The sequence below is a fragment of the Streptomyces melanogenes genome (assembly GCF_014649795.1).
Lineage (GTDB): Bacteria > Actinomycetota > Actinomycetes > Streptomycetales > Streptomycetaceae > Streptomyces > Streptomyces noboritoensis.
In genome coordinates this window covers 276,337-294,951 of record NZ_BMTS01000009.1, presented here as the reverse complement: position 1 = coordinate 294,951, position 18,615 = coordinate 276,337, and the positions used below count along the sequence as shown (strand labels likewise).

The following is an 18,615-nucleotide window of genomic DNA, read 5'->3' as shown; positions in this document are numbered from 1 at the left end:
ACCCCAGTATCAGTCATGCGCCGCCGAGGAGCCCCGGTCGTGTCTTCGCATGAAGATCAAAGGGAATTATGGGGCAATCGTCGTATTAAGTTACGATGGAGGGGGAGGCGTCAACGCGCGTAGAGTCCCCCGAGATGACCCCCACCGGCTCCCGCCAGAGCCGAGCGAGAGGCAACAAGCACCTCATGAGCACCACTTCCCAGTCCGAAGGCGCACTGGAAACCCGTGGCCTGGAGCCCGTCCCCGACAGCGAGCGCACCGCCAGAACGCGGGACCTCTTCCCGACCTGGGTCGCCGCCAACATCAGCGTGCTGCTGCTCACGATGGGCGCCAGCCTCGTCGTGACGTACAAGCTGAACTTCTGGCAGGCGATCGTCGTCGCGACCGCCGCGCCGCTCGTCAGCTACGGCCTCGTGGGGCTCATATCGATCGCGGGCAAGCGCGGTGGCGCCCCCGGCATGGCGCTCTCGCGCGCGGTCTTCGGGCAGCGCGGCAACCTGCTGCCCGGCGCCCTGATCTGGGTCGCCCGCTGGGGCTGGGAGACCATCAATGCGGTCACCGGCGCGTACGCGATGCTGACCGTCCTGGACATCCTGCTCGACGTGAAGAGCAACACCTTCCTGATCATCGTGACGCTGCTGCTCTTCGTGGTGACGACCTTCGCGATCTCGGGCCTGGGCATCAACGTCGTGCAGAAGTGCAACAAGTACGCGACCTATCTGTTCGGCGCGTTCTCCGTGCTCGTGCTGGTCTACCTGGCCATGAACACCGACTGGAGCGCGGTCTTCGACCGCCCGGCGGGCAAGATGTCGCTGATGGTGGCGGGCACCGGCCTGATCGCCGCGGGCGGCGTGAGCTGGATCCCCTCGGCCCCGGACTTCACCCGCTACCTGCCGCGCACGGCCTCCTCCAAGGCCATGGTCGCCAGCTCCGTCGGCGGCGCCGGGATCGTCGTGCTGCCGATGGTCCTGATGGGCGCGGTCATGGCGGTCTCCACGCCGGACCTGGCCTCGGCCGCCGACCCGGTGTCCTTCCTCGGCGAGATCCTGCCGCTGTGGATCGCGGTGCCCTACCTGCTGATCGCGCTGGTCGGCATGGTGCTGATCAACTCGATGTCGATGTACTCGGCGGGCTTCACCGCGCAGACCCTCGGCTTCAAGATCCCGCGCCACTGGGCGGTCTCGGTCAACGCCGTGATCTCGCTGGCCTTCGGCGGCGTCCTGATGCTGGTCGCCAAGAGCTTCATGGGCTCCTTCATCGCCTTCCTCTCGCTGCTCGCCGTCGCCTTCTCGGCCTGGGTCGGCGTCTTCGGCGCGGACATGCTGCGGCGCACCGAGTACGACGCGAAGGCGCTGCTCGACACCACCCCCACCAGCGCCTACTGGTACACGGGCGGCTTCTCCCCCGCCGCCGTCGCCGCCTGGGCGGTGGGCCTCGGCTCGGGTCTGCTCTTCACCACCTCGGACTGGTTCACCGGCCCGCTCGCCGCCAACAACCCGGTCGGCGAGTACGGCCTGGGCTGGGTGGCCACCATCGTGGTCTCGGGCCTGCTGTACGTGGTCCTGCCGAAGCCCGCCGTACCGGCGCCGGCCGGGGCGGACGAAGCGGACGAGGAGCGCGCACCCCTGGCTGTCTGACGCATCGTCAGCTACCGTCCCCCTCCACCGGATCCAGCCCGGCGGAGGGGGACTTCCCATGCCGTTCACGGTCGTACGCATGAACCTGGTGGCTCCGCACGAGCCGCCCGAGACCCTGTCGGCCCGCTACCGCGCCGCGGTGGAGATGGCCGCGTACGCCGACGCGCACGGCGTCGACACCGTCCAGACCGAGGAGCACCACGGCACCGGCAACGGCTGGCTGCCCTCCCCGTTCGCCTTCGCGGGCGCGGTCTTCGGAGCCACCAGCCGGATCGCGGTCACCGTGTCCGCGATCATCGGCCCGCTCTACGACCCGCTGCGCCTTGCCGAGGACATCGCGGTCCTGGACCTGCTCAGCGGCGGGCGCCTGGTGACGGTCGCGGGGATCGGCTACCGGCCCGAGGAGTACGAGCAGGCGGGCGTCGAGTGGGGCAGGCGCGGCAAGCTCCAGGACCTGCTCCTGGAGACGCTGCTCAAGGCGTGGACGGGCGAGCCGTTCACGTACGAGGGCCGTACCGTACGGGTCACTCCGCGCCCGTTCACGCAGCCGCACCCGATGCTGCTGGTGGGCGGTTCCTCGAAGGCGGCGGCCCGGCGGGCGGCCCGGCTGGGGCTGCCGTTCTTCCCGAGCGCCCATCTGCCGGACCTGGAGGCGTACTACCGCGAGCAGCTGGCCCTGCACGGCACCGAGGGCTGGACGATGATGCCCGCCGAGAAGACGCCCCTGCTGCATCTGAGCGAGGACCCGGACCGGGCCTGGGCGCTGTACGGGGAGCACTTCCTGCACGAGGCGCGGATGTACGCGTCCTGGCAGTCCAAGGACATCCGCTCGGCGGTGCGCTCGACCGCCGCCACGGTGGCGGAGCTGCGCGCCGAGGGCGTCTACCGGATCGTGACGGCGGACGAGTGCGCCGCGCTCGGCGCCGAGAGCCTGGTCCTGCACCCGCTGTGCGGCGGGATGCCGCTGGAGGAGGGGTGGCGCAGCCTGCGCCTGTTCACGGACGACGTACTGCCCCGGCTCCATGGGTGAGCCGGGGCAGTACGTGTGTCGAGGAGAGAGGGCAGCGGGGTTTTAGCCCATCTCCTCCAACGCCTTGCCCTTGGTCTCCTTCACGTACTTCAGTACGAAGGGGATCGAGAGGGCGGCGAAGATCGTGTAGATCACGTAGGTCGCGGAGAGGTTCCAGTCGGCCAGCGACGGGAAGCTCGCGGTGATGGCCCAGTTGGCGATCCACTGCGCGGAGGCGGCGACGCCGAGGGCGGCGGCGCGGATCCGGTTCGGGAACATCTCGCCGAGGAAGACCCAGACCACCACGCCCCAGGACAGGGCGAAGAAGAGCACGAAGACGTGGGCGGCGACCAGGGCGACCCAGCCCTGGGTGGCGGGCAGCTTGCCGTCGACGAGGTCGTACGAGAACGCCCAGGCCTCCAGGGCGAGGCCGACGGCCATGCCGACCGAGCCGATGAGCGCCAGCGGCCTGCGGCCGATCCGGTCGACGAAGATCATCGCGATCACGGTGCCGATGATGTTGATGATCGACGTGGTGAACGAGTAGAAGAACGACTGCGTCGGGTCGACGCCGACCGACTGCCACAGCGTCGAGGAGTAGTAGAACGCGACGTTGATGCCGACGAACTGCTGGAAGACCGACAGGCCGATGCCGACCCAGACGATCGGCTTGAAGAAGAACGAGCCGCCGAGCAGGTCCTTGAAGGTCGACTTGTGCTCGCTCTTCATGGCGTGCTCGATCTCGGCGACGCGGGCGTCGAGGTCGATGTGCTCGCCCTCGACCTCCTTGAGCACCTCGCGGGCGCGCGCGTCGCGGCCGGCCGAGATCAGGAAGCGCGGCGACTCGGGGATGGCGAAGGAGAGCAGGCCGTACAGGACGGCCGGGATGACCATCACGCCGAGCATGACCTGCCAGGCCTCCAGGCCCATCAGCTTGCCGCGCTGGTCGCCGCCGGCGGCGTTGAGGATGCCCCAGTTGACCAGCTGCGAGATCGCGATGCCGATGACGATGGCGGCCTGCTGGAAGGAGCCGAGCCGCCCGCGGTACGCGGCGGGGGCGACCTCGGCGATGTAGGCCGGGCCGATGACCGAGGCCATGCCGATGGCGAAGCCGCCGATGATGCGCCAGAAGGCCAGGTCCCACAGGGCGAAGGGGAGCGCGGAGCCGACGGCGCTGATGGTGAAGAGCACGGAGGCGATCTGCATGCAGCGGATGCGGCCGATGCGGTCGGCGATCCGGCCCGCGGTGGCGGCGCCGATCGCACAGCCGATCAGGGCGATCGCGATGACCTGGGCGAGTGCCGCCGAACCGATGTCGTAACGGCCCCTGATGGCCTCGACGGCGCCGTTGATCACGGCGCTGTCGTAGCCGAAGAGGAAGCCGCCCATCGCGGCCGCCGCCGCGATGAAGATGACATGGCCGAGGTGATCGGGGTGCGCCGTGCGGGCTCCCGAGGCCTTTGGCTGCGTACTGGTCACGTGAACTCCTGGGGCCGCCCGGCAGCGTCGCCGGGCGTTGGGGGCACTTCAAGTGGCGCACAACTTCAGGTCACCCACCACTTGAAGGTAAAAGCAACGTTGCAGAGACTATGCCTTCAAGTTTCGAAGTCAATAGGGCGAGACATGTGAATTGAGTGACCCTCGCGTGTCGCTCTTGTTCAAGTCTTGAAGATCAGTTAGCGAAGTCGCTGGCTGATGACCTTGGAGACTCCGTCACCCTGCATGGATACGCCGTACAGCGCGTCCGCGACCTCCATCGTCCGCTTCTGGTGCGTGATCACGATCAGCTGCGAGGACTCCTGGAGCTCCTGCATGATCCGGATGAGCCGCTGCAGATTGGTGTCGTCGAGGGCCGCCTCGACCTCGTCCATCACGTAGAACGGGCTCGGCCGCGCCTTGAAGATCGACACCAGCAGCGCCACGGCCGTCAGCGACCGCTCACCGCCCGAGAGCAGCGAGAGCCGCTTCACCTTCTTGCCCGGCGGCCGCGCCTCCACGTCCACACCGGTGGCGAGCATGTTGGACGGGTCGGTCAGGACCAGCCGCCCCTCGCCGCCCGGGAAGAGCCGCGAGAAGACGCCCTCGAACTCCCTGGCCGTGTCCCGGTACGCCTCCGTGAAGACCTGCTCGACGCGCTCGTCCACCTCCTTCACCACCTGAAGAAGGTCGGCCCGGGTCTTCTTCAGGTCCTCCAGCTGCTCCGAGAGGAACTTGTGCCGCTCCTCCAGGGCCGCGAACTCCTCAAGGGCGAGCGGGTTGACCTTGCCCAACTGCTGGTACGCCCGTTCGGCTGACTTCAGTCGCTTCTCCTGATCCGCGCGGTCGAAACCCCGGGGCCGGTTGCGCGGGTGGTCCGGGTCCTCGGGCAGCTCCTCTCCCTCGGCGGCCGGAGAGGGGGGCACCGGCTGGTCGGGGCCGTACTCGGCGACCAGCCCGGCCGGCTCCACCCCCAGCTCCTCCAGCGCCTTCGTCTCCAGTTGCTCGATCCGCATCCGCTTCTCGGCACCGAGTACCTCGCCGCGGTGCACCGAATCCGTCAACTTGTCGAGCTCGCCCTTGAGGTCGCGGCCGGTGGCCCGGGCGCCCGCCAGGTCCTGCTCGCGCGCGGCCTTCGCGGCCTCGGCCTCGGCCCGCTCCCGCTCGGCCCGCACCACCGACACCTCGACGTGGGCGAGCAGGGTCCGCGCGCCCGCCGCCACGGCCGCGGCCACCTGTGCCTCGTGGCGCAGCCGGGCGCGCCGCTCCTCGGCCCGGGCGCGCGCCTCGCGCTCGGCGCGGGCGCCCCGGTCGAGCGCGTCGGCCCGCCCGGCCAGGCCCTTCACCCGCTCCTCGTGCGTACGCAGCTGGAGGCGGGCCTCCATCTCGGTCTGGCGGGCGTTGGCCCCGTCGGCGGCGAGCCGGTCCCGTACGGAGGTGTCCGGCTCCTCCTCCACCGGCATCTCCTCGGCAACCAAGAGCCGCTCGGTGAGCTCCTCGGCCTCCTCAAGGGCCTTCTCCAGGGCCTCCTGGGCGCGGGCGGCGGCCGCCGCCGTGCGCTCGGCCTCGCCCGCGGCGCCGCGCGCCTGCCCGGCGAGCCGGCCGAGCTGCTGGGCGACGGACGACTTCTCCCGGTCGGCGGCCCGGCGCCGCTCCCCCAGCTCCTCGACGCGCTCGGCGCATTCCGCCCGCAGCTCCCCCGCCGTCCGCTGGACCTCGGCGAGCTCCTCGCACCGCACCGCGAGCTCGGCAAGCTCGGCGGCGGCCTCGTCGACCGACGCCTGCACCTCCAGCAGACTGGGCGCCCCGGCGGACCCGCCGTGCGCGAAGTACGCCCCGAGCAGATCGCCCTCGGCGGTGACGGCGGTCAGGCCCGGCTGCGCGTAGACCAGGTCCTCGGCGTCCTCCAGCGTGCCCACGACCACGACCCCGCGCAGCAGCTTCCGTACGGCGGGCAGCAGTTCCTCGGGTCCCCGCACCAGGTCCGCCGCATGGGGCGGTCCGCCCGGCCGTACGGGATCGGGCTCCTGGGGGCCCGGCAGCCCGCCCACCAGGAGCGCGGCCCGCCCGGCGTCCTGCTTGCGCAGCAGCCGGATCGCCTCGGCGGCGGTGGCCGGGCCCGACACCGCGAGCGCGTCGGCGGCGGCGCCCAGGGCGGCGGCCACCGCCACCTCGTGGCCGGGCGCGACGGTGAGCAGCGCGGCGGCGGGGCCGAGCAGCCCCTGGAGCGAGTCCTGGGCGGCGAGCAGCGCGCCCGTGCCGTCCTTGCGGCGCAGGCCCAGGGCGAGCGCGTCGTGCCGGGCGGCCAAGGCGGCACGTTTCCTCTCGGCGGCCGTGACCGCCTCGCGGGCGGCGCCCAGGGCCGTCTCGGCCTCGGCGAGCTCGCGCTTGGCGCGCTCGTGCGCCTCGCCCAGCTCGTGGTCGTCCGCGTCCAGGCCGTCGACCTCGGCCTTCAGCTGTTCGTACTCCTCCTGGGCCAGCGCCGCCCGCTCGCCCGCCTCGTCGCGCGCGGCCACCAGCCGGTCGATCTCCGCCTGCGCCGAACCCGCCCTGCTCCGCGCCGCGTTGACCTGTCCGTGCAGCCGCGCCAGGCCCTCGCGCCGGTCCGCGATGGCCCGGGCCACATCCTTCAAACGACGCTCTTCCAGCGCGAGTTCCCGCTCCAGGTCGGCGCGGTGGGAGGCGGTGTCCTCCAGGGCGCGCTCGGCCGCCTCGCGGGCCGCCTCCAGCTCCGCCTCCTGCTCGCGGATCCGGGCGGCCTCGCGCTCCATGTCCTCCGGGTCGCGGCCCCGGCGCTCCTCGGGGGGCTGAGCGGTGGCGCTCTTCACGCGCGCGTCCGCGAGCGAGACGGTGCCGCGCACCCGCTCGGCCAGCTGCGACAGCTCGTACCAGGTCTGCTGGGCGCTCTGCAGCCGGGGCGTGAGCCTGCGGACCTCGTCCTCCAGCTCCGCCTCGCGCGCGAGGGCGGCCTTCAGCTCGGCCTCGGCGCTGTCCTTGCGCTGCTTGAGCGCCGCCTCGTCCTCGATCTCGGCCCGCAGCGCCTCGCGCATCCGCACCAGGTCGTCGGCGAGCAGACGCAGCCGGGCGTCGCGCAGGTCGGCCTGGATGACGGCGGCCCGGCGGGCGACGGCGGCCTGCCGGCCCAGCGGCTTGAGCTGGCGCCGCAGCTCGTCGGTGAGGTCCTGCACGCGCGCGAGGTTGGCCTGCATCGCGTCCAGCTTGCGCAGCGCCTTCTCCTTGCGCTTGCGGTGCTTGAGGACGCCGGCCGCCTCCTCGATGAAGGCCCGGCGGCCCATCGGGTCGGCGTGCAGCACCGAGTCGAGCTGGCCCTGCCCGACGATCACGTGCATCTCGCGGCCGATGCCGGAGTCGGAGAGCAGCTCCTGGATGTCGAGCAGCCGGCAGGTGTCGCCGTTGATCTGGTACTCGCTGCTGCCGCCCCGGAACATGATCCGGGTGATGGTGACTTCGGCGTACTCGATGGGCAGGGCGCCGTCGGAGTTGTCGATGGTGAGGGAGACCTCGGCGCGGCCCAGCGGCGGGCGGCCGGTCGTCCCGGCGAAGATGACGTCCTCCATCTTGCCGCCGCGCAGCGACTTGGCGCCCTGCTCGCCCATGACCCAGGACAGCGCGTCCACCACATTGGACTTGCCGGAGCCGTTGGGGCCCACCACACAGGTGATGCCGGGCTCGAACTTCAGTGTCGTCGCGGAAGCGAAGGATTTGAACCCGCGCAGGGTGAGGGCCTTGAGGTGCACGCCGTCGGACTCTACTCTCCGCGCCCTCCCGAGCCCCGGGAAGGCGCAGCCCCGGCGGTTTCACCTCTGGCCACGCAGGGCACACCGGATGAGAAAGAAGCAGAGCGGCGAAGAGCAGAGGGTCCGGGCAAGAAAGAAGGGACGCCAAAGCGTCCCTTGCATATCTGTCTCTACTCTAGGAGAAGTGGGATCTCACCTACGGGCCTTCGGGGTGCGGCCCGTGGATCAGGTGAGCGCAGGCTCCGCCTGGGGTACGTCGATGTCGATGCCTTCGAGCAGCGAGTCTCCGCGGTGCGAAGCAACGGCAGCGGACAGCGCGTCCTTCTCGGACTGGATCCGTACGAGCTCGGACTCGAGGTCCTGGACACGCTGCTGGAGCCGTCGCATCTCGGCGAGGAGTCGCGGGTCGGAACCGCCGACGTAACCGAGAAGCGCCTTTGCCATGATGGATGGTCCTCCACAATGAGTGACCGACCGAAGCGGTGTGGGTCGTGAGGGATTCGCACCCGCGGTGCTTGGACTTGACTGCGGTTCTTCATGCCAAACAGCTAAGGTGCGCGGGGCTTCCAGCGTCTCACCAAAAAGTTTGACGGTCAACACGATCACGCCCCGTATCGGCGGGCAATCCGGGGGCCGTTCGGCCGGGACGCACCCGGCGAGGCCTCTCCGCGGAGCCCAGGGGGCGTGGAGATCATCCTTCTAGCGGCAGCCTTGCACGCCGGGCCGCGATTGGCAACAACGAAGTCGTACGAGGTCAGGGGCCCCGGACCCGGACCGACCGACTGGTACGCGGCCCCCGGGCGGCGATGCGGGCACCCGGGCCGTCCTAGCGGATCGCGAAGCCGTCGTAGCCGCCGCGCGGCGCGGCCCAGATCTCGGTGACCCCGTCGACCCTGCCGGGTGTGTCGCCGTCCCTCAGCCACTCCAGCAGACGGTGGCATTTATCACGCGGCCCCTCGGCCACGACCTGCACCCTGCCGTCGTCGAGGTTGAGCGCGAACCCGACGAGGTCGCCGATCTCCAAAGCGTTTGCCCTGGTGAACCAGCGGAAGCCCACTCCCTGTACTCGGCCGCGTACCCAGGCGGTGAGCCGTGCATCTTCGTTCATGGGTGCACGCTAACCGGCCAATAGCTCACGGAGCACTTCGCCCTCTTGCGCCATGGCGTACAGTCCCGACGCAATGAGCCTCACCCGTTCGGACCAGCATCCGTCGCCCCCGGACGGGGCCCGCGGCTCAGGGACCACAGCACTGAAGCAATGAGGGAGGCCCGCAGATGGGACGCCATCGTCGCTCCGCCGCGCCCGCCAAGAAGAAGCCCGTGGTGCCCGTGCGCACCGGGCTGCTCGGCGCGTCCGCCGCCGTGGCGGTGGGCGCCGTAGCCATAGCCTCCGGCCTGCTGCCGGGCGGCTCCTCCTTCGAGCTCAACGGCGGCCCCACGGGCGAGCACGTCCAGGCAGGCGGCACCTCCGATCTGCGTCAGCAGGGCGGCGAGTCCGTGAAGCCGACCAGCGCGGCCCCCTCGGCGCCGATCACCTCGCCGAGCAGCCACGCGCCCCTCACCTCTCCCTCCGCCACGCCCTCCCAGAAGCCGTCGTCGGCCGCGCCGACGCCGACGCTGGAGAAGACGACCGCGCCGGCCGCGCCGAAGCCGGCCACGCCGTCCGCGAAGCCCAGCAAGGCGAAGACCGTCGTCCCGGAGCAGCGGCAGATCAAGGCGCCCACCGCCGAGCAGGCGGCCGCCGCCACCATCGTCTCCCTGGTCAACCAGCAGCGCGCGCAGGCCGGCTGCAGCCCGGTGCGGGCCGATGCCTCGCTTGCGGCGCTGGCCACCTCGTTCAGCGACGACATGGCGGCGCGCGGCTTCTTCGACCACACCGACCCGGACGGCAAGAGCCCCTGGGACCGGGCCGCGAAGGCGGGCATCGGCAACCTGGGCGGCGAGAACATCGCCCGCGGCCAGGCCGATGCCAAGGCGGTCATGGAGGCCTGGATGAACAGCCCCGGCCACCGCGCGAACATCCTGAACTGCGACTACAAGACGCTCGGCGTCGGCGTGCACTTCGGCGACGGCGGCCCCTGGTGGACGCAGGACTTCGGCTTCTAGAGCACGCTTCCCCATAAGCCCCCTACGACGCAGCGCTAACTTTTGGTTAGCGCTGCGTCGTCGTATGGTGAGAGGCATGGAAGAGACCGTCACCGCCGACCCCGCTGACCTGCCGTTCGACGTCTTCTCCAAGGCGTGCCCCTCGCGCGGCACCCTTGAGCACGTCACCGGCCGCTGGGGCAGCCTCACGCTGGGCGCGCTCCACGAGGGGAGCTTCCGCTTCAACGAGCTGCGGCGGCGGGTCGACGGCGTGAGCGAGAAGATGCTCTCCCAGACGCTGCACGCGCTGGAGCGCGACGGGCTCGTCCACCGCGAGGCCCAGCCGACCAACCCGCCGCGCGTCGACTACACCCTGACCCCGCTGGGGTACGAGGTCGCCGAGCGCCTGCTCGGTCTGATCCATCTGATGGAGGACCGGATGCCGTCGGTCCTCGAAGCCCGCGAGCGTTACGACGCGGTGCGCGGCGGGCGCTGACAGCGCGGGCAGAAGTAGCTGGACCGGTTCATCCACGGGCGTCGGCGCATCGGGGTGCCGCACCGGCGGCAGGGCTCGCCCTCGCGCCCGTACGCGTCGAGGGAGCGGTCGAAGTACCCCGACTCGCCGTTCACATTGACGTAGAGGCTGTCGAAGCTGGTGCCGCCTGCGGCGAGCGCCGCGTTCATCACGTCCCGTACGTGGCCGAGGAGTTCGGCGGACTTGGGGCGCGTGAGGGTCGAAGTGGGGCGCTCGTAGTGCACCTTGGCGCGCCACAGCGCCTCGTCGGCGTAGATGTTGCCGACGCCGCTGATGAGCGACTGGTCGAGCAGCGCGCGCTTGACGGTGGTGCGCCGCAGCCTGAGCGCGGTGAAGAAGGCCGCGTCGTCGAAGAGTTCGTCGAGCGGGTCGCGCGCGATGTGCGCGATCACGTCGGGCAGCCCGTCGGGGGTGTTGTCGTGGAGCGAGAGCCCGCCGAAGGTCCGCTGGTCGACGAAGCGCAGCTCGGTGTCGGCGGCGTCCTGGAAGCGCAGCCGGATCCGCAGGTGCTTCTCGTCGGGCGCGCTCTCGGGCTGCACCAGGAGCTGCCCGCTCATCCCGAGGTGCCCCAGCACCGACTGGTCGGTGTCGGCCAGCGGCAGCCACAGATATTTGCCGCGCCGCCGGGCCACTCCGATGCGGTGCCCCTTGAGCCGGGCCGCGAAGTCCGCCGCACCGGCCGGGTGGCGCCGCACGGCCCGGGGGTGCAGCACGTCCACGTGATCCACGACCCGCCCGGCCACCCAGCGCTCAAGCCCCCGCCGTACGACTTCCACCTCGGGCAGTTCTGGCACGGGGACTCCTCCGGAGGCGGCGGGTTTCTGGGGTGTCCGAGCGTATCGCGGCCCCGGGCGCGACCGGTGGGCCGGGCTCACCGGCCCCGCGCGATCCGCCCGTCCACCGTCATCCCGTACGTCCGCAGGCTCCGGGCCTCCTGCTGCCGCCCCTGCTCCTCAAGGAGCGCGGCCAGCGCCTCGGCGGCGCCGGTATCCCCCATGTCGATACGTATGCGCAGCTCGTCGGCCCTGCCCTGGGCCTTGAGCAGCTTGGCCAGCCGACCGGTCCAGAAGCCCTCGCCGGACGCGGCCTTCTCCTCCAGGAACGCCACGGCCAGCTCCGCCCGGCCCCGCTCCACCAGCTCCTGTACGAGGTCGTCCGCGAGCAGGGAGGAGATGCTCAGCTTGGCCACGCGCACGGCCTCCTCCAGCTCGCCGCCCCTGAGCAGCAGCTTCGCCAGGGCCTCGGCCGCCCATTCGTCCCCCGCCGCCACCCGGGCCCTGAGCTCGTCCGCACTGCGGTCCCTGCCCAGGAGCTTCGCGAGGGTCGACGACGCGTAGGCGTCGCCCGCGTCGGCGAGCGGCCTCAGCAGTGCGGCCGCCCGCTCCACCTCGCCCCTGCCGCGCAGCAGCTCGACCGCTTTGACCGCCGAGCGTGGATCCCCGTCGGCGGCCCGGTCGAGGAGTTCGTCCACGCACTCGTGCTCGGCGAGCAGCTCCGCGAGGAGGTCGTCGACGTCCATGTGCCCCTGACCGGCGAACTCCCGGAGGATGTCGAGCGCCTGCGGTCCCTCACCCCGTTCGTTGAGGAGGACCGCCAGGTAGTGGGCCGCGAAGAAGTACCCCTCCTCCGTCAGCTCGTACAGCCGCTCGACGTGGCCGCCGTGCTGGAGCAGCTCGGTGAGGAACATCAGCAGATCGCCGTCGGCGTCGTATTCGCGCGCCAGGAGCATCTCCAGGATCGCGATCGCCTGCTCGTCCTCGCCCACCTCGTGGAGGAGGGTGGCGAGCCGGTACCAGGACCCGAGGTCGTCGGGCTCCATCCGGGCGCGCAGCAGATCGATGGCCAGCTCCTCGTCGCCGTACTCGATCAGGTGATCGATGGCGTACTCGTTTCCGGCCAGTGCCAGGTCGAAGATCTCCTCGAAGTCCCAGCCCGCGAGCAGCACTTGGTAGAGCGGCGCGGAGCTGTCCGGTGACGCGGCCAGCAGAGCCGCCATCTCCTCGGCGCCCTCGGTGTCCCCCATCGTGCGGTAGAGCTCGGCCAGTTGATGGATCGCGGAGGGCTCGCCCGCCCGCGCGGCGCGGCGCAGCAGGGGCACGGCCGCCGCGAAGCGCTGGCGGGCCACCGCGCTCGCACCGATCCGGATGGCGTCCGCCGTGCCGGTCAGCCGCTCGGCGCACGCCGTCCAGAAGGTCTCCGGCGGTACGACCCGCCGTCGCGGGCCGGTGTGCTGTACGAGGTAGTCGGCCACCCGGTAGCCGTCGGGGCCGCCCATCGTCTGGCCGTCGTTGACGGGGACGAGCGGGCTGGTGGCGCCCAGCTGGGGCCGGGTCGTGTACTCCAGCGCGGCCTCGAACCAGTCGGCGGGCGCCCCGGCCCGCTCCTCGGGAGTGCAGTAGCCCGGCACCGCCGCGCGCAGCAGCTCCCCGGGGATAGGGGACTGCGCACCCAGCAGGGTCAGATCGGCGGCGGCCGTCAGCACGGCTCGCGCGTAGGCGTCGGCGGACTCCCAGCGGTGCACCAGCTGGGGCGCCCCGGCGATCACCTGGGTCAGGCCGAAGTCCTTCGACGCCAGCGCGGTGCGGAGCCGCTCGTCGGCCTCCGCCATCCCCTCGGCGCGCTCCCGCTCGGCGGCACTGAAGCCGGTCGCGACCCGTACGGTGTCGGCCTGCTTCAGGAGTTCCCGTTCGAAGGGGTGCCGGTCCTCGTCCTTGGCCGAGCGGGGCTGTGCGGTGTACGCGTCGTAGTAGTGCGGCCAGAGCGTGGCGACCACCAGCACCTGGTGGCCGGGGGCGAGCAGGGACCGTACGGTCGCCGCCGTGAGTCCGTGCTCGCCGTCCAGGTAGTTCTGCAGCTCGTCGAGCCAGATCACCAGGCGGCGCGGGGCGAGGCCCACCAGTTGCTCGATGTCCCGGGCGCCGGAGGGATGCAGGAGCCACCAGTCGGGCAGCCGGTCCCTGACCGCCTCGTACAGCGATCGGGTCTTGCCCACCGAGGAGCCGCCGACCAGCAGGACGAACCCGCCGGTCCGCGCCGCCGCGTCGACCAGCGGGCGCAGTCCGCCGTGCGCCGGTTCGTCGAGGTCGCGCGGGACATAGGCGGGCATCCGCGGGACCTGGCTGCCGACCGGCCGGATGGGCCGGTGCACCCCCAGCCGGATCGGATCGGCCTCGCGCACCGGCAGCAGGCCGAGGCGCCGGTGTGCGGGAGTGGCGGGGCCGGGCGCGGTCCAGAAGCCTTCGGGCACCGCTTCGGGGGCCGAGGCGCGGGGCGGCATGCCGGTGAGGACGGTGACGTCGCCGTCGACCCGGCCGATCTGCAGGCTGTCGCCGCCGACGACCGAGCCCTCCACCCGGTTTCCGCCCGTGCTCTCCCCCGTCACCGCACTACCCCGCTCAGTGGGCGGCGGTGGTGAGGCGGACGTTGCCGCCGACCGAGCCGATCTGGATGCTGTCGCCGCCGATGACGCTCGCGGTGATCACGGGCGAGCCGTCCCCCGTCCGTATCTCGCGGGGCGCGCCCGCCAGCATGCGCGCCACCTCGTCCGCCAGCGCGCCGTCCGCGAGCAGCGCCTTGCGGACCGCCTTGCGCAACGCCCCCTGGTTATCTGTGTCGTCCGGGGCCTCGACCACGTCGGCGAGCGCCTCGGGGAGCTCCTCGTCCGTGCGGCGCACGCCGAAGACGCGCTGGGCCAGCCGGCGCCCGAGGCCCACCACGGCGGTGGCGGCCTCGTCCTGGGTCCGGTCCAGCACCCCTGCGCCGTACGCCACGGCCGCCGCGGTGACATAGGGAGCGATCTCGTTGACCATCTCCGGCACGTCCACAGACATCCGTCACCTCCACAGCGCGGCACCGCCCGAACACCTTTGCGCAAACGCTACCGGCTGCCTCTGACAACCCCGGGGAAAAGCACGATCCCCGCCGCACCGGAGTGCGACGGGGATCAAGGAAGTCGGTTCAGGCGGCCGGGTCGGCGGCGGGGGTCGGCGTCCCGCCGTCCGGCGCGGCGACGGCGGCCTCGGCTTCCGCCTTGGCCTGCGCCAGCCGCTCGTCGGCGGACGCGCTGATCGCGCGCCATGCCGACTCCGCGGCCTGCTGCTCCGCTTCCTTCTTGCTGCGGCCGGTGCCGGTGCCGTACGAGACACCACCGACGCGGGCGGCAGCAGTGAAGGTCTTCTCGTGGTCGGGACCCGTCTCGGAGACCAGGTACTCCGGAACGCCGAGGCCTTCGGCCGCGGTGAGCTCCTGGAGACTGGTCTTCCAGTCCAGGCCGGCCCCGAGGTTCGAGGACTTCTCGATCAGGGGGTCGAAGAGCCGGTGGACGAGCTCGGAAGCCGCCTCAAGACCCTGGTCCAGATAGACCGCGCCGATCACCGCTTCAAGGGTGTCGGCGAGGATGGAAGCCTTGTCCCGGCCGCCCGTGCCCTCTTCGCCCCGGCCGAGCCGGATGAAGGAGCCGAGGTCGAGCCCACGGCCCACCTGCGCCAGCGCACGAGAGTTGACCACCGCGGCCCGGAGCTTGGCCAGCTGGCCTTCCGGGAGGTCGGGGTGGGTGCGGTACAGCGTGTCCGTGACGACCAGGCCCAGCACGGAGTCCCCGAGGAACTCCAGCCGCTCGTTGGTCGGCAGACCGCCGTTCTCGTACGCGTACGAACGATGGGTCAGCGCACGCACCAGAAGGGCGGACTCAAGGTGATACCCGAGCCGCCCTTCCAGAAGCGTGTGGGACGAGGCCGAGTTGTTGTCGCTACTGCCCGCCTTCTTGGCGCCGGCATTCGACAGATCAGACATCGGGCCTCTCACCAGCCGCTCAGACCTCGAGGACCTGGCGCTTGTTGTAGGTGCCGCAGCTCGGGCACGCGATGTGCTGCTGCTTCGGCTCCTGGCAACGCTCGCACGTAACCAGGGTGGGGACCGCAGCCTTCCACTGCGACCGGCGGTGGCGCGTGTTGCTGCGCGACATCTTCCGCTTCGGAACAGCCACGGCTACTTCTCCTGCTTCTCGGCGGCGCGCTGCACGTCAGAGGCAGTGCCGCTCATGTTGTCCTTCTCGCCGTCCTGGATGGTCCCGGCGAGTCCTTGCAGTGCCGCCCAACGGATGTCGACGGCGTCATGGTGGTGGTCGGGGTCGTCCTCGAGCCTGAATCCACACGTGGAACACAGGCCCAGGCAGGTCTCCCGGCACACCGGCTGCATCGGCAGTGCGAGCACCACCGCATCACGCAGCACCGGCTCGAGGTCGAAGAGTCCGTCCTCGAGCGGGATGGTGTCCTCGTCCTCGGCGTCGTCGGCCGGCTCCGCCTGCTTGCTGCGGCCCCGGTCGTCGGCGTCAGGGTACGAGAACAACTCCTGGAAGTCCGCATCGAGCGCGAGCTCCAGCGGCTCCAGACACCTTACGCACTCACCCTCGGCCGATGCACGGGCGGTGCCTGTGACAAGCACCCCTTCCATGACCGACTCCAGGCGGAGCTCGATCTCCACCGGCGCGCCCTGGGGCACTCCGACGACGCCGTCGATCCCGAGATCGGCGGGCGCCTCGACCGTGCGGGAGATCCGCTGGAGCGCACCGGGACGCCGACCCAGCTCGTGTGTGTCGAACACGAGGGGGTTGCGGTGGTCGAGGTGCGTGCTCAGGGTTCTTCCCGCTTTCGGATCGTGGAGGGTGGCCGCCATGCGACGCCGTGGGTGCGGCGATGCGCGGGCAGCGTTGATCGCGGACGTACGCGCGACCGAACAGCCAGGATACTGGACGCGCCGCGATTGACCCAATCCGGTCCGCGGCGCCCGGCTAGCGCCCCTGCTCGTACTGCCGCAGCTGCTCCAGGTCGATCATGCTCGTGTCGAACAGGCTGGTCTCGTCCAGGGCGGGCTGCGGCGGGTGCGCGGGCTGCGGGACGGCCTGCTGCGCGTGGTGGCCGTAGGCCTGCTGGTCGTAGCCGTACGGGTCCTGCTGCTGCGGCTGCTGGTCGTAGCCGTACTGGGCGTACTGCTGCTGGGGCTGCTGGTAGGCGTACGGGTCCTGCTGGGGCTGCGCCTGGGCCTGTCCGTAGCCGTACGGGTCGTAGACCTGCGCCGGGACCTGGGCCTGCTGGGGCTGGGCGGCCGCCTGCGGCTGGGGGTCGGCCAGCTCGGCCAGGCCCGCGAGGTAGTCCGCGTCGCTGGTGTGGCCCCCGCCGAGCGCCCCGGCGGCGTCCTGGGCGGCCATGTGCGCGCCCAGCTCGTCGCTGGCGATCCGGCCGTGCAGGGTCTCGCGGCCGCGGCCGACCGCTTCGAGGGTCTTGGCGAGGACGGCCTCGAAGGCGCCGAGCTTGGTGTCGATGTACTCGTCGGCCCGCCGGATCAGGGTCTGCGGGTCGGGGCTGTACTCGGGGGCGTCCGCGTCGGCCTGCCCCTGCTCGTCCAGGCCCGGGCCGCGCCCGAGCAGCTTCTCGCGGCCGCGGTCGACCGAGCCGATGGTCTTGGTGAGGACGACCTCGAAGTTGGCCAGCTTGGAGTCGACGTAGTCGTCGGCCTCGGCGCGGATCTCGTCGGCCTCGCGCTTGGCGTCGGCCAGGATCCGGTCGGCCTCGTCCTGCGACTGCCGGGCGACGGCCGTGTCGGAGATCAGCGTGCCCCGCTGGGCGTGCGCGGACTCGATGATCCGCTCGGCCTCCTGGCGGGCCTGCTCGACCATCTGCTCACGGCCGCCGATCAGCTCCTGGGCCTGGGCGAGGGAGCCGGGCAGGGCCTGGCGCACCTCCTCCAGGAGCGCGAGCAGCTCGGCGCGGTTGACCACGCACGAGGCCGACATGGGCATGGAGCGGGCACCGGCGACGACGTCGACGATCTCGTCCAGCTTCTTCTGCACGTCCACCGTGGGCTCGCCACTCTCTACGACTGGTTGGGAGACGGACGGGACGACTGTAAGGCCAGTCGGGGCCCGCCCGACACCAGCTGACACCCTGTCAGCTCAGCGCTGCTCGGCGATCCGGGCGGTCAGTGCCTCGTGGACGGTGGCGGGCAGCAGGTGGGAGACGTCTCCGCCCCACGCCGCGACCTCCTTGACCAGCGACGACGACAGGAAGCTGTACGTCGGGTTGGTCGGCACGAACAGCGTCTCGACGCCCGAGAGCCCGTTGTTCATCTGGGCCATCTGGAGCTCGTAGTCGAAGTCGCTGACCGCGCGCAGACCCTTCACGATGGCGGGGATGTCGCGCTGCTTGCAGAAGTCGACCAGCAGGCCGTGGAAGGACTCGACCTCCACGTTGCCGAAGTCGGCGGTCACCTCGCGGATCATCTCGATCCGCTCCTCGATGGTGAACAGGCCCTTCTTCGACTGGTTGATCATCACCGCGACGTGCACCACGTCGTACAGCTTGGAGGCGCGGGCGATGATGTCGAGGTGTCCATTGGTGATGGGGTCGAACGACCCCGGACAGACGGCTCGGCGCAACTGAAGTCCCTCGCTCCCGGTCATGGTGCGTCTTCGCACGTAGAGGCGGCGCGACCGTACCAAAGCGTGCCCTCGCCGTAGCGACGGGCCCGCAGTGCCTCGAACCCCTGTGGCCAGCCGAATTCCCCGCCTCTGGTGCTGCGCTCCACGGTGACCAGGCACTCGTCGGCGAGCCAGCCCCCCGCGCGGAGTGTGAGGAGGATCTCGCGAAGATCGTCGTCGGTCACCGCGTACGGCGGGTCGAGGAACACCACGTCAAAGGGGGTTTCGGGAGCCGGGCCCGCAACGATCTGCTCCGCTTTTCCGTTACGTACCTCAGCGCCCGGAAGGCCCAGTACGCGCACGTTGTCACGGACGGTCTTCACGGCCCGGGCGTCCGCCTCGACGAGCAGCGCGTGCGAGGCGCCCCGGGAGAGCGCCTCCAGGCCGACCGCGCCCGACCCGGCGTACAGATCCGCGACCCGGATCCCCTCCAGCGTGCCGAGCAGGGCCTCCCAGGTGGAGAAGAGGCCCTCGCGCGCGCGGTCGGAGGTGGGGCGGGTGCCGTTGCCCGGCGGTACGGCCAGGCGGCGTCCGCCGGCCCGGCCGGCGATCACGCGGGTCATCTGAGTCCTTGTCGCTCTACGTACGTCACTGGTGTCCCCTCAGTTTCTCAGAAGCGGCCGCCGACGCCGCCTCCCCGG

At 71.3% G+C, this 18,615-nt stretch carries 17 protein-coding genes; 4 read left to right on the top strand and 13 right to left on the bottom strand.

Going from position 1 to position 18,615, the window contains the following annotated elements:
• Window positions 1-185 precede the first annotated feature (185 nt).
• On the top strand, window positions 186-1,637 hold the full coding sequence (locus IE252_RS21445) for a cytosine permease (RefSeq protein WP_190091047.1): 1,452 nt from the start codon (window positions 186-188) through the stop codon (window positions 1,635-1,637).
• Window positions 1,638-1,695: 58 nt separating this feature from the next.
• The gene (locus IE252_RS21440) at window positions 1,696-2,667 is read left to right on the top strand and encodes an LLM class flavin-dependent oxidoreductase (RefSeq protein WP_190091046.1); all 972 of its coding nucleotides are present in this window, start codon (window positions 1,696-1,698) and stop codon (window positions 2,665-2,667) included.
• A gap of 42 nt (window positions 2,668-2,709) precedes the next feature.
• On the opposite strand, the gene IE252_RS21435 is transcribed toward IE252_RS21440, so the two are convergent.
• From IE252_RS21435 to IE252_RS21420, 4 genes are all read right to left on the bottom strand, one after another.
• Window positions 2,710-4,125 carry a sugar porter family MFS transporter gene (locus tag IE252_RS21435; RefSeq protein ID WP_190091045.1) on the bottom strand — a complete coding sequence of 472 codons (1,416 nt, stop codon included), beginning with the start codon at window positions 4,123-4,125 and terminating at the stop codon, window positions 2,710-2,712.
• Window positions 4,126-4,322: 197 nt separating this feature from the next.
• Window positions 4,323-7,880, bottom strand: a complete 3,558-nt coding sequence (gene smc, locus IE252_RS21430; RefSeq protein WP_190091044.1) for a chromosome segregation protein SMC — start codon at window positions 7,878-7,880, stop codon at window positions 4,323-4,325.
• 225 nt (window positions 7,881-8,105) lie between these two features.
• Window positions 8,106-8,324, bottom strand: coding sequence for a hypothetical protein (locus IE252_RS21425; protein ID WP_067164723.1), 219 nt, complete (start codon window positions 8,322-8,324; stop codon window positions 8,106-8,108).
• Window positions 8,325-8,706: 382 nt separating this feature from the next.
• Window positions 8,707-8,988 carry an acylphosphatase gene (locus IE252_RS21420; protein ID WP_190091043.1) on the bottom strand — a complete coding sequence of 94 codons (282 nt, stop codon included), beginning with the start codon at window positions 8,986-8,988 and terminating at the stop codon, window positions 8,707-8,709.
• A 167-nt stretch (window positions 8,989-9,155) separates the two neighbouring features.
• Between IE252_RS21420 and IE252_RS21415 the strand changes: the two genes are divergently transcribed.
• Window positions 9,156-9,986 (top strand): CAP domain-containing protein, encoded by an 831-nt coding sequence (locus IE252_RS21415; RefSeq protein WP_190091042.1) that lies wholly within the window; start codon window positions 9,156-9,158, stop codon window positions 9,984-9,986.
• Window positions 9,987-10,062: 76 nt separating this feature from the next.
• Complete coding sequence (locus IE252_RS21410) at window positions 10,063-10,461, top strand: winged helix-turn-helix transcriptional regulator (protein WP_190091041.1); 399 nt, start codon at window positions 10,063-10,065, stop codon at window positions 10,459-10,461.
• Here IE252_RS21410 and mutM read toward each other — a convergent pair.
• The 9 genes from mutM to rsmD all read right to left on the bottom strand — a co-directional run bounded on the left by mutM (window position 10,434) and on the right by rsmD (window position 18,537).
• On the bottom strand, window positions 10,434-11,294 hold the full coding sequence (mutM, locus tag IE252_RS21405; RefSeq protein WP_190091040.1) for a bifunctional DNA-formamidopyrimidine glycosylase/DNA-(apurinic or apyrimidinic site) lyase: 861 nt from the start codon (window positions 11,292-11,294) through the stop codon (window positions 10,434-10,436). The genes IE252_RS21410 and mutM overlap by 28 nt on opposite strands.
• A 77-nt stretch (window positions 11,295-11,371) precedes the next feature.
• On the bottom strand, window positions 11,372-13,882 hold the full coding sequence (locus IE252_RS21400) for a hypothetical protein (RefSeq protein ID WP_229848676.1): 2,511 nt from the start codon (window positions 13,880-13,882) through the stop codon (window positions 11,372-11,374).
• 13 nt (window positions 13,883-13,895) lie between these two features.
• Window positions 13,896-14,330, bottom strand: coding sequence for a hypothetical protein (locus tag IE252_RS21395; protein WP_190091039.1), 435 nt, complete (start codon window positions 14,328-14,330; stop codon window positions 13,896-13,898).
• Between the two features lie 127 nt (window positions 14,331-14,457).
• Entirely contained in the window at window positions 14,458-15,291 is an 834-nt protein-coding gene (rnc, locus tag IE252_RS21390) for a ribonuclease III (RefSeq protein ID WP_190091038.1), read from the bottom strand.
• 19 nt (window positions 15,292-15,310) lie between these two features.
• Window positions 15,311-15,484, bottom strand: a complete 174-nt coding sequence (gene rpmF, locus IE252_RS21385) for a 50S ribosomal protein L32 (RefSeq protein ID WP_101390332.1) — start codon at window positions 15,482-15,484, stop codon at window positions 15,311-15,313.
• 2 nt (window positions 15,485-15,486) lie between these two features.
• Window positions 15,487-16,173, bottom strand: a complete 687-nt coding sequence (locus IE252_RS21380) for a YceD family protein (RefSeq protein ID WP_067164708.1) — start codon at window positions 16,171-16,173, stop codon at window positions 15,487-15,489.
• 115 nt (window positions 16,174-16,288) lie between these two features.
• The gene (locus tag IE252_RS21375) at window positions 16,289-17,353 is read right to left on the bottom strand and encodes a DivIVA domain-containing protein (RefSeq protein ID WP_190091037.1); all 1,065 of its coding nucleotides are present in this window, start codon (window positions 17,351-17,353) and stop codon (window positions 16,289-16,291) included.
• A gap of 96 nt (window positions 17,354-17,449) precedes the next feature.
• A complete protein-coding gene (coaD, locus tag IE252_RS21370; protein WP_190091122.1) occupies window positions 17,450-17,932 on the bottom strand; it encodes a pantetheine-phosphate adenylyltransferase in 483 nt (160 codons plus the stop codon).
• A gap of 20 nt (window positions 17,933-17,952) precedes the next feature.
• Window positions 17,953-18,537, bottom strand: coding sequence for a 16S rRNA (guanine(966)-N(2))-methyltransferase RsmD (gene rsmD, locus IE252_RS21365; RefSeq protein WP_190091036.1), 585 nt, complete (start codon window positions 18,535-18,537; stop codon window positions 17,953-17,955).
• Window positions 18,538-18,615 lie beyond the last annotated feature (78 nt).